Origin of the sequence: Allocoleopsis franciscana PCC 7113, from assembly GCF_000317515.1 — a bacterium.
GTDB classification, from domain to species: Bacteria; Cyanobacteriota; Cyanobacteriia; order Cyanobacteriales; family Coleofasciculaceae; genus Allocoleopsis; species Allocoleopsis franciscana.
In genome coordinates, this window is the sequence record NC_019738.1 from 6,402,605 (window position 1) to 6,416,434 (window position 13,830).

General features: G+C 47.6%; 11 protein-coding genes. 4 read left to right on the forward strand and 7 right to left on the reverse strand.

Annotated elements, in window-relative coordinates; genetic code table 11:
* Positions 1-81: 81 nt before the first annotated feature.
* Positions 82-2,322, reverse strand: coding sequence for a hybrid sensor histidine kinase/response regulator (locus tag MIC7113_RS26310; protein WP_015185243.1), 2,241 nt, complete (start codon positions 2,320-2,322; stop codon positions 82-84).
* 277 nt (positions 2,323-2,599) lie between these two features.
* On the opposite strand from MIC7113_RS26310, the gene MIC7113_RS26315 reads away from it, so the two are divergent.
* The 4 genes from MIC7113_RS26315 to MIC7113_RS26330 all read left to right on the forward strand — a co-directional run bounded on the left by MIC7113_RS26315 (position 2,600) and on the right by MIC7113_RS26330 (position 7,385).
* A complete protein-coding gene (locus tag MIC7113_RS26315) occupies positions 2,600-3,784 on the forward strand; it encodes a HetZ-related protein 2 (protein ID WP_015185244.1) in 1,185 nt (394 codons plus the stop codon).
* A 166-nt stretch (positions 3,785-3,950) separates the two neighbouring features.
* On the forward strand, positions 3,951-5,183 hold the full coding sequence (locus tag MIC7113_RS26320; RefSeq protein WP_063823018.1) for a GspE/PulE/PilB domain-containing protein: 1,233 nt from the start codon (positions 3,951-3,953) through the stop codon (positions 5,181-5,183).
* Between the two features lie 437 nt (positions 5,184-5,620).
* Complete coding sequence (locus MIC7113_RS26325) at positions 5,621-6,319, forward strand: (2Fe-2S) ferredoxin domain-containing protein (RefSeq protein WP_015185246.1); 699 nt, start codon at positions 5,621-5,623, stop codon at positions 6,317-6,319.
* Positions 6,320-6,356: 37 nt separating this feature from the next.
* On the forward strand, positions 6,357-7,385 hold the full coding sequence (locus MIC7113_RS26330; RefSeq protein ID WP_015185247.1) for an S-layer homology domain-containing protein: 1,029 nt from the start codon (positions 6,357-6,359) through the stop codon (positions 7,383-7,385).
* 194 nt (positions 7,386-7,579) lie between these two features.
* On the opposite strand, the gene MIC7113_RS26335 is transcribed toward MIC7113_RS26330, so the two are convergent.
* The 6 genes from MIC7113_RS26335 to MIC7113_RS26360 all read right to left on the reverse strand — a co-directional run bounded on the left by MIC7113_RS26335 (position 7,580) and on the right by MIC7113_RS26360 (position 13,690).
* On the reverse strand, positions 7,580-8,020 hold the full coding sequence (locus MIC7113_RS26335) for a CAAD domain-containing protein (RefSeq protein WP_015185248.1): 441 nt from the start codon (positions 8,018-8,020) through the stop codon (positions 7,580-7,582).
* 253 nt (positions 8,021-8,273) lie between these two features.
* Entirely contained in the window at positions 8,274-9,356 is a 1,083-nt protein-coding gene (locus MIC7113_RS26340) for a tetratricopeptide repeat protein (RefSeq protein WP_015185249.1), read from the reverse strand.
* Between the two features lie 615 nt (positions 9,357-9,971).
* Positions 9,972-10,844 (reverse strand): 6-carboxytetrahydropterin synthase, encoded by an 873-nt coding sequence (locus tag MIC7113_RS26345; protein ID WP_015185250.1) that lies wholly within the window; start codon positions 10,842-10,844, stop codon positions 9,972-9,974.
* A 133-nt stretch (positions 10,845-10,977) separates the two neighbouring features.
* Entirely contained in the window at positions 10,978-11,688 is a 711-nt protein-coding gene (locus tag MIC7113_RS26350) for a J domain-containing protein (RefSeq protein WP_015185251.1), read from the reverse strand.
* A gap of 433 nt (positions 11,689-12,121) precedes the next feature.
* Positions 12,122-13,084 (reverse strand): cysteine synthase A, encoded by a 963-nt coding sequence (gene cysK / locus MIC7113_RS26355; protein WP_015185252.1) that lies wholly within the window; start codon positions 13,082-13,084, stop codon positions 12,122-12,124.
* Positions 13,085-13,252: 168 nt separating this feature from the next.
* Positions 13,253-13,690: an RrF2 family transcriptional regulator gene (locus tag MIC7113_RS26360; protein WP_041781306.1), complete on the reverse strand. Its 438-nt coding sequence runs from the start codon at positions 13,688-13,690 to the stop codon at positions 13,253-13,255.
* Positions 13,691-13,830: the final 140 nt, after the last annotated feature.

Here is a 13,830-nt window from a genome sequence, read left to right on the forward strand (position 1 = left end):
TGAGCCAAATGTAACTATTTGTTTATTTTATTGAACCACACAATCTGAGTGATGACCCTCTACCACTTGGGCTATTCCTATTTACTCTGAATCCGAAATCTTAGCCTCAACAAAAGAGCGAACTGTAATCAGGAGTTTTTCCAAGTTCAAAGGCTTGCTCAAGTAGTCATCAGCACCCACACTAAGGCAGCGATCGCGATCGCCTGCCATCGCCATTGCCGTAACCGCAATCACTGGCACGTTTTGCCACAGGGGATGAGCTTTCAGTTGACGAATCAACTCAAATCCATCAACCCCCGGCAGTTGGATATCCATTAAAATCAGATGCGGTAGAGACTCAGGTGTGACCAACGCAGACGACAACCTCTCCAGCATGATCTGACCCTCTTGTATCCAATCCACCACATAACCTTCGAGTTCCAGCGCTTCAGACAGCAACATCTGATTAAACGGCTGATCTTCCACCACCAAGATGCGTTTGGCATCTGTTCGAGGGTGTTCCGGGTTGAGCGAGGAAGCACCAGACACGTTGCCCTCACTCCCTCTCGTGTTCACCGGTTGACTAGAGCGCATTTCCGTCAACGGCAGCCAGACGCGAAATGTACTGCCCTGGTTTTCTTGCGATTCTACTGAAACCGTACCTCCGTGAAGTTCCGCTAGCCGCTTGGTGAGTGCCAGTCCCAAACCCGTGCCTTCGTGACGCCGTGCTAAAGACGAATCGATCTGCTGGAACGGTCGAAATAACAAATGTAGCTTGTCTTGGGCAATGCCAATGCCATTGTCGGCGACTTCTAAGCACAAATACGGTGTACTGCAATTAATCGGGCTGCGATCCGGTCGAAATTCCTGCTTAAGTTCGCACCCATAGGCAAGCCTTCCCCCCAGCTTAATGGTTCCTCCCTCTGGGGTAAACTTAATGGCATTGGAGAGGAGGTTAATTAAGATTTGGCGGACACGACGCTCATCCAAAACCACCTCCTGGAGGTGGCAATCCAATTCCAGTGAAAGAGCGAGTCGTTTTTTCTCAGCACGAGGCTGAACCATTTTCAGACAGGGGTTACATAACTCCTGAATCGAAACCGGTGCCAATTCCAAGTCAGATTTACCGGCTTCAATTTTCGATAAATCAAGAATATCGTTAATCAGTTGCAACAGGTGCTGACCACTTTTTTCAATAGCTCGAACGTGGAGCAGTTGCCGAGAGGAAAGGGTGCCCACTGTCTGTCGTTGCAACAAATCCGAAAATCCCAAAATACTGTTGAGGGGTGTCCGCAGTTCGTGGGACATGGAGGCAAGGAATTCTGATTTAAGTCGAGACGCTCGTTCTAAATCCTCATTGGCACGGCGCAGGTGTTCTTGAGCTTGGGCACGTTCAATGGCAACCCCTAAAGTGCGGCAAGCGGCTAACAGGATATCTTGTTGGGGCGCTTCCTGAAGTTTTTGTTGAGAGCGAGATTCCAGAGTCAGGACGCCAATGATTTTGCCTGTGGCGCTGGGAATCGGAAAAATGCCGAGTTGACCAATCCCTGGGTGGCGAAAAGCGTCAACCGCTTGAGGGTGACTGGAATAATCTTCCATGAATAAAGGCGCACCGCTTTCTACAACTTGCCAAAGTAAGCCTTGCCCGTAAGGGATACCTTGCTTGAGTACGGCTTCCATCTCGCTCACGACGGGTGTGCCGTAGCAGGCAATAAATTCAGACGAAACCCGATGGGTAAGAGTATTGGCAAGAGCGTCTCGCCCTTGACCGATAATCACCTTAACATCCCCGAAAGCGGCATCCGTTGTTTCCACCAGGTAAGCCAGGGCAAACTCACCAATCTCCCGTAACTCACTGGCGGGTTGCAGCCGTTCAGTCAGTCCTTGCAAAAATCTTAAGCGCTTGATTTCGGCATTCAAACTCGTCTGCATGAGCATCGCTGCCCGTCGGGCTTGCTCTTTAACCGTGACATCCCGAAACGTCAACAAGTGTCCGCCTGTAGAGGTGATGGTTATTTTGATGTCCAGATGAATGCCATTGCTCTGTTCTATGCAAAAAGAGACGTTTTCTGTTGTGGTTTTTTGTAAGGTAGACTGAAGCTGTTTTGCTTGGGGATGAGTCCAGTAGCCGTGAGCCACAATCCGATCGCATACGTCCTGAAACAGAGGTTTTTGCGTTAGCCAGTCCGCCGAAAGTCCCCACAGTTGGGTGAAGGGTTGATTAAATAAAATCAACTGGTGTGATGGGTCAATTAAGGCGATCGCATTGTCTATCTGGTTGAGAATTAGTTGTTGTTCCTCCTTCAACCGTTGTAAATCCCACTCAATTTTCTCAGGTTGCATAAAATTTATCGGTGTTAGTGAGAGCTATAGTAGGAGGCTTTCTTGAGGTTACAAAATTTAATCTTTACCTCTAGTGAGCCATCGGTTTGCTTGTTGTGATCTGAATCACTAAAAAGGAAGATCTGAGTCTCACTCCGCCAGTGTTATTCATCAGGGTGCCAATGTGATGGATTGAGCGAGGGGAGAGAAGCCCGATCACTTCTTCCTATAGGTAGATATGTTCCAATAAAGAGCAGCCGGCGCACAAACAACTTGAGTGCAGTAAAAAAGGATTGTCATGCAAACTTTAGAGAGAGGGTTTGAGGAGCGCAATCTCATGACCAAGTTGGCGGAAAAACTGGAGCAAGAGTGGCGATCGCGTCTATTGAGCGATCACCCCGATCAAAGCCCAACAACCCGCCAAAGCATTATACGGTGGTTATTGGGGGAAAACCCAGAGCGGTTTGACACCCTAATGCCCAACCAATTGGAGATTGCCAAACAGGCGATGGATTATCGCTACCGGATTTTGTGCCAACGTTACCTAGGGGTGGAACCAGAACGAGCCTATCGCCATTTAACAACTCGATTAGCTGGGTTAGTTACATTACGTAATAAAATTCGCACTTGGGTGTCCCTGAGTCGCGATCGCCAACGAGCGGTGGTCGATGTTTTACAAGAAGTGATTCAAGAATTGTTAAATAGCGATCGCTATATCCAAAAACAAATTGCCTGGATTGCTCAATGTACGGAAGACATGCGTCTTCGGGATGCTTTATTACTCACCAGTATTGAGGAATATTGCCTACGCCCGATTCGCAACCAACCGCTACTAGTTTATCGATTTGTTAATTTCTTGAGAAGGTCACAACGTGGGGGTATGACCCATATCCCCGAAGGTGACAAGGTGAGGTTAGTATCGGAGGAGGTGACCCCAGAAGATATGGATTCGCCCGTGAGCCTGTTGGACAACCAAGCTGTCGCCCAATACCAAGAAGGTCAAGCTTGGGAAGAGCAACAGACGCTGCGGCAGTCTGTACGTCAAGAATTTGAAGCCTACTTGACAGAAAACCTAGGTCCAGAGGCAGGACAATGGCTTCAGCTCTACCTCCAGGGTAAGTCTCAAGAGGCGATCGCCAAGGCGTTAAATAAGCCAGTCAAGGAAATCTATCGGCTGCGGGAAAAAATCAGCTACCATGCGATTCGGGTTTTTTCCATTAAAGCCAAGCCGGAATTAGTCGCTAATTGGCTGGAATCATCTCTACAGGAGCATAACCTAGGGCTAACGCCAAGGCAGTGGCAAGAATTGTTGGAAAGCTTAACACCAGAACAGCGCCAGTTACTGGAACAGCGAAAAGCGGGACAATCGTTAGAAGCGATCGCGAAAGACTTAAACTGGAAAGTAAACCAGGTCATAGGGGAATGGAGTAAACTGTATTTGGCAGCTCAAGCTCTACGAAGCGCTTCCTATAACCGAGAGTAAGTGGTCAGGTAGCTCTTCAGCCTCAGTATTTACCCATAACTCTCTCAAAAAGAAAGCTCAGTAGGGCATAAAGGTGGTTTTTCTACCCAAACCCTCACTGAAAATTCTCATTTTTGGCGCTTTTGGGGCATCTCAATCAGTCGCTACTCAGGTTGGAAAAATTTTTATGGTGCCCTCACCCAGCAACCCAGGCCAACTCAAAAATCCCTCTTCAGAGACGCCTTCGACTCAGGCGTTAGATCTTTCTGGTTTTCAGACTGACCAAATGTTCCGGCTGATTGATAGTATTTTGCCGTTTGAAGCTTGCCTCTACTATCAATTTTTGCCCGTTGCTCTCGAAGGGAAGTACTTAAGGTTAGCGATGGTAGCGCCTCAAGACTCTTCTGCCCTAGATTATGTGCGTCGTATCCTTGCCTATTTAAACTGTTCGCTCAAAACAGAACCGATTGCTCCAGAGGCTCATCAGTCACTCTTGTCGGCTTACTTAAATCATACAAATCGCTCTGAATCCATCCCCCAGCAAGTACTCGAAAATCAAGAGCAAACGACTCAACCCCCAATCCGGGTTGAGAGCAATGGTGATTCTCAACCGTTTGAGAATAAACTGAATCTTCACGGCGATCAGGAACTCGCTTCAACACCCCCTTCGCCACAGCTTTTCGACAACACTCACCTGTCTTCAAACCCAACTCAAACGTCGGAATTATCCAGCGACATACGCCTGGAAACTCCGCCAACAACTGCTGTCACATCGGTACGTAAAATGTCGCCCTCGGATGAGGCGGTTTTGCCCCTGGAAGTCAAAGCAATTCATCTAGCCCGTTCAATTGATTATGTTGGCACATTACCACCTCCGCAATTATTACAAGAGTTGTTGGGTCGAGTCCTGATTGGTGGAATTGGTCGGCTTTATTTTGAACGCCAATCCGAGCAAGGTCGTATCCTTTGGAGTCAAGATGGTGTGTTGCAGTCTGTCTTAGACGGATTAGCCTTGACGGTGTTTCAAGGTTTAATTATCGAACTCAAGCGTATTTTCAACTTACCCCTGCTGCCGGTGGGACAACCCAAGCAGGTAGAAATTGAACGGCGTTATCAACAAGAATGTTTGTTGCTGCGATTACGGGTGATGCCCGGTACCCACGGAGAAGAAGCCACATTGCAGGTGTTGCGCGGAGTGGCTTTGAAATTTTATCAGCGCCAACAGATAGAAAAGCTGGGTGAGGATGCCTTGAAGCTGGCTCAACAGCTACAACGAAAGCTACATGAAATTCGCGATCGCTCTTACCGTTGTCCCCTCCCCCTAGAAACCCTGCCAGCACTCAATCAGCAGTTGCGAGGTTTAGATCAACAGCTCGAAGCGCTTGCTGAGTTACAAGTGAATCAGAACTCTGACCGTTAAAGGGAGTTTTTACCCACGGGTTTCATAACCTGATACTTTAATTGACTCTTCTTGTTCATAAAGAATTCTTTCTAAGGGAACACGCAGACCCGTTATATTTTGCTGGCATCCTCAGTAGGGTATAAAGCCTACTAATCAGGGGTTTGAACGGTTGGCGCTGACTCCACTGGTTCAGCAATAAGAAAAATATAAGTCTAAATAGATGACATTTTTTATCAATTAAGTTAGTTTGAGTTTAGTAACTCAGATCTTGCTCCTGCATCCTCAATCGTTCGGATATAGATTTTCCGTCTCATCGCTCAAGTTCACTTGAGTGGACTTGTCTATTAACTCAAGCCTTCTTGACTAGGACTTTAGCGATTATCGAGGGATTGTGGTCCCTTAGCGACTGACAGGGCAAGTGCAAGCTCTCAGATCAACAAAGTTAGGATTTAGGCGTGATTAGATTAATAAAAGAGGGGAAAGTATCACCGTTCTATCTAGAGGGGCGGTTTATCGGTTTTGTCGGTGACGTTGAGGAAAAACCCAAACGCATACGGGTAGCGACGGCTGAAGGAGAACGTTATATCAAGTTGTCCAAAGAGCTGCGCTACTCCATGCGTGGAGTACTTCAGCCCGGAGACTGGGTGGAGATTTTTGGTGAACTGAAGCTGAAAGACAAAACGGGTGAACTGAAACTAAAAGCCTCTCGCCTAAAAGTAACGGCTCCTGCTCTAAAAGGTCTGGTTAAGGAGGATACAGAGGAACCTGGAGCTTTAGCCACAAGAGGCAAAAAAGCGCAGAATTCTTCAACCAACTCCTCCCAAAACCTAAATCACAAGCCATCTACGCCTGCGCCTAAAGGCAAAGCCTGTGTTATGGTCTGCCAAAAATCCTCCTGCCGCAAGCGAGGTGCGGATAAGGTGTGTCAAGCGCTGACGGAGTCTTTGCACGATCATGGATTAGAAGATCAGGTCGCGATTAAAGGCACTGGCTGCATGAAGCAGTGTAAACAAGGGCCTTGTGTCGTTGTTATGCCGGATAAGTCTCGTTACACGGGTCTTGCTCCTCAAGAAATCCCGAAGCTTGTGGAGAAGCATTTTGCCGCTAAACTAAAACCAGAAGGGAGTAAACCAGAATTATCTCCCGTCTCTTAATTGAATTATCAGACCGCCTTAGAGAGGGAAAGTGCCGATGACCAATGTACCTCCACCCGATCCAGACTCGTCTCGACTCGGTTTTGATGAGTTGCTAGGCATAGTGATTGCCTTCGCTACCATCGGCACCATTCTCGCTGTAACGCTGGGTCAACGAGACAAAGGATTCAACCTCAGTCGATTGCTCAATCCCGAAGCCAGAGCTCCGACGGCAAGCCCAAGCGGGGTAATCCCCCTACCCCAACAAACTCCTGTACCAACAGTAAGTCCAGAAGCAACACTCTTGCCGGGGCAGGAAGACATCGCGCCGTCTCCCTCTCCTACATCGATTACACGGCGACTTGCTGCACCCGTACCAACTGCACAACCCGTCCCAGCAGAGGCACCTCAGGCTGGTTCTACAACTATCCCGATTATCGTACCAGCCCCACTCGCTGAAGCCTCCCCTACACCCACTCCTGTGGCGGCGGCAACACCGATCAAGTTTACCGATGTGCCCCAAGATTTATGGGCGCGTCCTTACATCGAAGCTTTAGCCTCACGGGGTATTGTCAGTGGTTTCCCGGATGGCACATTTAAGCCCGGTGGCGCGATTACACGCGCAGAATTCGCGGCTTTATTGCAGAAAGCCTTTGAGCAACAACCCACATCAACCGCACTGAATTATAAGGATGTACCGACTAGCCATTGGGCATTGCCAGCCATTGACCAATCGGTCAAAACGGGTTTTTTCCGAGGGTATCCCAACAATATTTTTCGACCCAACCAACCCATTTCCAAGGTACAAACGATCGTGGCGCTAGCGAGTGGTTTGGGGTTGAAGCCGACTACGGTGGAGCAAGATGTTCTCAAGACTTATGAGGATAGCAATCGAATTCCTAACTACGCTAAAGCCCCGGTCAGTGCAGCTACGACATCGGGGCTTGTGGTCAATTATCCCAATCCTAATATACTCAACCCCAATCGCAATGCTTCTCGTGCAGAAGTGGCGGCATTGGTTTACCAAGGCATGGTTGAATCAGGTAAGGTGGAGCCTATGCCTTCTCAGTACCTTGTTAAGCCGTAGAAGTAATAGCGAGCAGCAGACTGAAGCGGCTCTGGCATCAGTCTGCTGATAAATTTTGTTAGAACCAACTCTGATCTATTAGGAAACTAGAGGAGAGTTTAAGGGATTATTGGCTTTCCATGAAGTTATTAATCCACTACTGGTTCTTGCGGCCTGGAAACTCTCTTGTGGGAAATGAGCAAGAGCAACTCAGCTTAGTCTTTGCCCACTACTTGACCTTTGAGTGCTTTAAATTCGTCTGTTAGCTCTTTGCGGGTCTCTACTTTCAGGAGATAGCGGTTGACAAACCAGGCGGTATACCCAATTCCCACGAGTTCAAAAATAGGTGCCAATAACGGAATATCATTGATGGCGTCGAGTACCGCTAAGGTTACCTTAACGGTAATACCACCTGTTACGATAATCCCTATGGTGAGTAGTGGTTTTTGGTAACTCGAAAAGAAATCGCCTACATAATCGGGTAGTCTTGACAAAAATTCAGAAGCGATTTGCACCCATTCCTGCCATGCCTGGTCGGTTGATGACGAAGGAGCAGGAGGTTTAATGATCGCCCCTGGTTTGTCAACGTTTACGTCTACTTTTAGGTCTTGTGCTTCAGCGGCTACAGCCTCTTCAGATTGTTGCATAGGTTCCATATTTCCTCCACCGTTATCTTAAGTACGACATTTTATCGTTTGGGCGACGCATCTGGGTAGATTTACAGGCTGACTAACTTTTGCTCATCTAACCAAAAGTTGTCAAAAGTCTTGTTAAATGACAGGATGCTTCTGTCAATAGTATCTGATCTCCGGACTCTGAATGAAGAACTGCGAGACATCTACCGCCTGTCAGGAAGGAATCAAGTTAGAGAGAATCAGTGTGTTTACTTGCCCTGTAGTTCCCTGGTTCTTAGCGATCGCGCATGGCTAAACTCTGCTCATGATACTCCATCACTTTGGCATAGTCGCCCAGAGCGTAACAGGCCGTTGTCAGACTACTTAACGCCTGTTTTTCCACCCTCTGATCAGGGATAGATCGTGCCACCTTCAGACGTTGTTCATAGTACTCAATGGCTTGGACGTAATCTCCCATGGCATCGAAGGCGACGCCTAAGCTGCCGAGTGATTGTTCTTCGGCGCGGCAATCACCGAGTTTCCTTGCCGTCACAAGCCTAGCTCGACCATACTCAATCGCTTGAAGATAATCTCCCAGAGCATAGCAGGCATAACTGAGGTTTTTGAGAATCTGTCCTTCTATGCGGTGATCGCCCAATTCTCTGGCGATTGTCAGACGCTGCTCATAATACTGAATGGCTCGAGCAAAATCCCCCATCGCGTAGAACGCATTTCCCAGATTTCTCAAAATCTGCTCAGTGGCTTGAAGGTCACCCAGAGTCTGCACAACACTCAAACTTTTTTGCTGGTAGGCGATCGCGGTCGATAAATCACCCATCGCTTTATAGGCGAGTCCCAGGTTGTTCAACGCTACCACCTCTCCCGCACGGTCTTCGAGTTCCCGCATAATTGTCAAGCTTTGTTGACCCTGTTCAATGGCTTTTGCCGCATCACCTATATGGCGGTAGCAATTTCCCAGGATTCCCAGTACCTGTCCCTCTAAAGGCGGATCGGAGATTTCTTGTGCGATCGCTAAGCTGCTACTAGCATATTCAATGGCTTGGGGAAAGTCTCCCATGGAGTAAACAGTCAGTGCCAAGTAGCACAAAACTCTTCCTACTTTTCGTTGGTTGTGCAGTTGGGTGTAAAGTTTTATGGCATGTTTGAAAGACTCCAGCGCCACCTCAAATTGACCCGTCTTTTGTTGCTCAACTCCCAGTTCTAGGAGTCGGTCTACTTCACCCACACAAGGCATTGATATCTGTGCTAACACGTTATCTGGCCTACTTGTATTTCCTGGGGTCACCAGCGTTTCATGTAACTTCCCGACTTCACGACTCTTGCGTTCACCGTCACAGCACAGCAACTGGTTGTCCATAGCTATTGCCTCTTAAACTCTTCAGGTGTCAGGCTGTGTTCTCCATTCACGCATTCAATCCGTCCGATTTAACCCAAACTTGAGATGAGCAAAAACGGACTTAGCTGAGCATGTCAGGGGCTATTCATATAACAGGTGAGAGATTCTTGGTCAGTCAAGGGTGAAAAATCTAATTTTTCTGGCGATTTTTACCTCTTACCTTCTCGTCATGGCTGGGGCTATAGAATTTTTTTGACCTCTTATTCAATTCAACCTATGTTTTTTGACACCGACCTATTGAGCTTAAACAGTCAAACTTCCATCTCTAGATTCTTGGTGATCAGTCAGTGTCAGTTTTGATGCTACTAGTGCAAGAAGGCAGAAAAAAGAAGGCAGAAGGTAAGAACGCTTGTACACTAAGCTTTTTAACATTTTTGGACTGATGGGTTATTTCTGCCGCGCTGCACTAGTCCCCACACACCCTGAATGCTTACACAAAGCTGTCTTTGGCGGGGAATTGTTCTTGACCCCCCAAAACTATAACATCAGTAATTTCCTTCCCATCCTCACCCAAAAGCTGATATTCCGCTTACCTAGGGGATAGAGATGGGAATTGAGCGAGATTACTAATTTTCTTTAAACAGACGTTACCAGAGCTTGACTTTCTTGTGTGAGTGCAGAGGATGACGTCGCTTGGGAGCAGTAGACTTCGCAGGAATTATTCGGGCTTTCAACCAATTTGACTTTATAGAGTTGAGCACCCAATTCTTGAATCGGCTGTTGTAACAACTGACGGATGTGAATCGCAATATTTTCCGCTGTCGGCACAACTTGGCTGAAGTAAGGAATATCTTTGTTGAGGAACGTATGGTCAAACGGCTCAACCACATAGTCTTCGACAACTTGGTGCAAAGCGCCTAAATCGACAATCATGCCAGTACGGGGGTCAATCTCACCCGTTACGGTTACTTCTAAGTGGTAGTTATGTCCATGACCGTTGGGACGAGCGCATTTGCCGTAAATTTCGCTGTTTTCTTCGTAACTTAAGTCCGGATGCGCGAGTCGGTGAGCCGCGCTAAAGTGAGTACTAATCGTTAGATGTGCTTCCATGCCGTTTCCTTGATAGTCAGCCCAAAGTTCTGGATGTTCAAATAGCTGAATACGCACGATTGGCAAGTGAGGAATCAAGCGATGCCAAATAACCCGTGCAATATTTTCGGTTGTCGGTAAGGTTTGTTGAAATTCTGGCCAAGTTTGATTGAGATAAGCAGAGTCCAGTTGGCTGGTGACTTCCCGTTTAATCACCTTTTTGACTTCTGACAAGTTTTGCACCATGCCATACTCATCTAGCTCACCAACCAGGGAAACAAAGAGGACGTAGTTATGTCCATGTCCTGGGAACCGGGAACCTAAACCAAATTGCTGACTGTTTTCGGCTTCGCTCAGCTCTGGCAACCAGTATCGGTGACTTGCGGAAAACTGAGCGCGACGGTTAATGATGCATTCCATTCGATCACTGATGAATCAGAATATGTAAAGTTCCGTAAACGGGTTCTGTTTCCAGGATAAACGAATTTTGGTGGATAGGAACAATGAAGTCTGAAATACACCTAATAAAGTTTAAATTTTTATCCTTGAGCCTTTATACTTTCTGAGCCAATTCCCTGAGAGCGTCTTGAGCTTCATAGTGTAAACCTGTCGCAATTCTAAACAGTTCCTGACCCACATGTAGATAGTGGTCATCGTAATTGAGGGTAAAAAAATTTAACTCTTCGATTCCATCTCCTAACTGATTAAGACAGTAGTAGAGGCTAGCCGCCGCACCTGCCACAGTTGGGGGATTGGGTTGAGAGCGAAAGGTGAGCTGAGCTTGATTGAGATAGTTACGACACTCTTCCAGATAAGCCTGAAAATTCGCCATCAGTTCGTCATCAAACGGGTCTAGGGCGAGTTCATCCACTTGGGCATTTAAAGGTCTAACAATGAGGCGAATCAACCGAGTAACAGGTTTATAGACAAGCTGCAACCACTGGCTGAGCTGGAAATCGGCATCTTGTGCGGTTTGCCGATGACGCTGGTATTTTTGTTGGGCATCTGCTGTCCGTTGTTGCCGATTCCGGTATTGAGTTGTTGACGGTGAGGAGCGAAGTTGTTCGTCGTAAGAGCGGCGGCGCTTTGGGTCGCTGAGTACTTCGTAAGCGGCATTCACTTCTATGATTTTATCGGAGTCAGCGGTTTCGCTCTTGCTATCTGGGTGGAAGAGTTTAGCTAGACGCCGATACGCTTGTTTAATCTCTGCGGATGTGGCTTGAGAGCTGATATTGAGAGTGTCGTAGTGGTTGGATGCTGACATGGGTAGGGTTGAAAAGACAAAGAGTTGGCACTGCCATAGTGGTTAACTTTCAACCTAGCGCAATCTTGTTCTCAACTACAGTCAAACTTGGCTGGGCAATCGATCCATCTGTTCGTAGTAGGCACAAAGAGTGCCCATCACAAGAGGACTCCCCTTCCTCACTACTAACTCTCCAGATCTTATATTTGTATTGCTGGACGCCCTATAACTTGCACACTTAGGACTGATGCATTACCACTACATCTTGGGTGAAAACAGGGCAACCACAGCCGGCGTTCATACGAGGAGCTTGCTTCTATGAGTGGTGTTTGTGCGTAAGTCTTGACGCGGATAAAAAATGGAGAAAGGAGAAAAAGTTGATGGTGGACGGCTTTTCCCCTTTCCCCACACCCAAAAGTGCAACTTCTAGGAACAACAACTCATTACTCTTGCACTAACCCAATGCCGCAGGCACTCGCACTTCTGGTTCTTGGAATAGTGGGGTGCTCAGGTAACGTTCCCCAAAACTGGGCTGAACCACGACGATTAGCCGTCCTTCATTTTCGGGGCGTTTGGCAACTTGAATAGCGGCGTAGAGGGCGGCACCTGTGGAAATGCCGGAGAGGAGTCCTTCCTCACGAGCGAGACGACGACCATACGCGATCGCATCATCATCTGTAACGACAATTACTTCATCGATCAGCTCAACTTTGAGAACTTCAGGTATAAAGCCGGCCCCAATCCCCTGAATTTTATGGGGGCCGGGACGCCCTCCGGAAAGTACTGAACTGCTGCTTGGTTCGACGGCGATCGCTTGAAAACTGGGCTTGCGTTGTTTAATCACTTCTGCAACGCCGGTAATGGTGCCACCCGTACCCACTCCAGCAACAAGGAAGTCTACTTGTCCTTCCGTATCTTCCCAAATTTCTTCCGCCGTCGTCTCTCGATGAATTTGGGGGTTGGCTGGGTTGTTAAACTGTTGCAGCATGTAGGCATCGGGTGTGTTCGCAACAATCTCCTGTGCCCTTTGGATACAGCCGCTCATGCCCTGAATGCCTGGAGTTAATTCTAGTTTGGCACCGTAAGCTCGCAGCATTGCCCGCCGTTCTGTACTCATAGTATCGGGCATGGTCAAAATGAGCTGGTAACCTTTGGCGGCTGCTACCATCGCTAGAGCAATACCCGTATTTCCAGAAGTTGGTTCCACTAAAACCGTTTTTCCTGGAGTAATCAGCCCCTGTTGTTCTGCTGCATTGATCATGCTAGCGCCGATACGGTCTTTAACGGAGGAGGCTGGATTCATCCCCTCTAGTTTCACAACAATGCGAGCTAAACAGCCTTCTGCTTGAGGGATGCGGTTTAACTGTACCAAAGGTGTCCGACCGACGAGTTCTGTAATATTTTGGGCAATACGCATGAGTGGTTAGTGTTAGTAGATAGTTGTTAGGGTTTAGGGTTCTGTAGAGAAGTTGAAAGTAGGGCGAAAAAAGCAAAAATTTTTCAATAAACCTGTCCTCGACCAGAACTTTCGTGAAGAGGTGAGGTCATTTCATCCTTCAAACTTCAGCTTTTACTTGACCCATGACTAAATGTAATACATGATATCGAGCTGGCGTCGAGCATCGCGCTTTTCACACAATTCTTGAAGTGTGTATTTTTGCAAGACTTCATCGGCGCGATCGTGAACTTCCTGCCAAATTTCGCCGACGATAGCGCTCTCTATGGTTTTGGGTGGGGTATCACTTTTAGAGGCTTTAGCGTTTGAGCCTTCCAGGCAGTTAATTACATCTAAAAGGGTAATTTTCCAAGGTTCTCGCCCTAGGACATAGCCTCCTTTGGCTCCTCGATGGCTACGGACTAGACTGCCACGTCTCAAGGTGGCGAGTAGCTGTTCTAAATATCGGTCAGGGATATTTTGGATAGCCGCAATCTGCCGAATTTGGAGCGGCTCCCCTTCGTTGTAACAAGCTGTTAATTCCAACAAGGCCAAAAGTGCATACTCGGTTTTACAGGAAAGTTCCACGGGTTTGATCACGTTTAAAAAGCATCTTTTCCAGTATACTCCGGTTCACCACCGGTGATTGCACTATTGGGGAGCCGATCAAAAAAGCCTCGCGGCTGGCGAGGCTTGTCTATCAACTTGTCATTCTTCCGCCTGAGCGG

What these genes read in the sequence shown, in the direction of transcription:
- MIC7113_RS26320 (WP_063823018.1), top strand. Translation starts at nt 3,951, where the DNA reads ATGGTGCCCTCACCCAGCAACCCAGGCCAACTCAAAAATCCCTCTTCA.
- MIC7113_RS26330 (WP_015185247.1), top strand. Translation starts at nt 6,357, where the DNA reads ATGACCAATGTACCTCCACCCGATCCAGACTCGTCTCGACTCGGTTTT.
- MIC7113_RS26315 (WP_015185244.1), top strand. Translation starts at nt 2,600, where the DNA reads ATGCAAACTTTAGAGAGAGGGTTTGAGGAGCGCAATCTCATGACCAAG.
- MIC7113_RS26350 (WP_015185251.1), bottom strand. Translation starts at nt 11,688, where the DNA reads ATGTCAGCATCCAACCACTACGACACTCTCAATATCAGCTCTCAAGCC.
- cysK (WP_015185252.1), bottom strand. Translation starts at nt 13,084, where the DNA reads ATGCGTATTGCCCAAAATATTACAGAACTCGTCGGTCGGACACCTTTG.
- MIC7113_RS26340 (WP_015185249.1), bottom strand. Translation starts at nt 9,356, where the DNA reads ATGGACAACCAGTTGCTGTGCTGTGACGGTGAACGCAAGAGTCGTGAA.
- MIC7113_RS26335 (WP_015185248.1), bottom strand. Translation starts at nt 8,020, where the DNA reads ATGGAACCTATGCAACAATCTGAAGAGGCTGTAGCCGCTGAAGCACAA.
- MIC7113_RS26310 (WP_015185243.1), bottom strand. Translation starts at nt 2,322, where the DNA reads ATGCAACCTGAGAAAATTGAGTGGGATTTACAACGGTTGAAGGAGGAA.
- MIC7113_RS26345 (WP_015185250.1), bottom strand. Translation starts at nt 10,844, where the DNA reads ATGGAATGCATCATTAACCGTCGCGCTCAGTTTTCCGCAAGTCACCGA.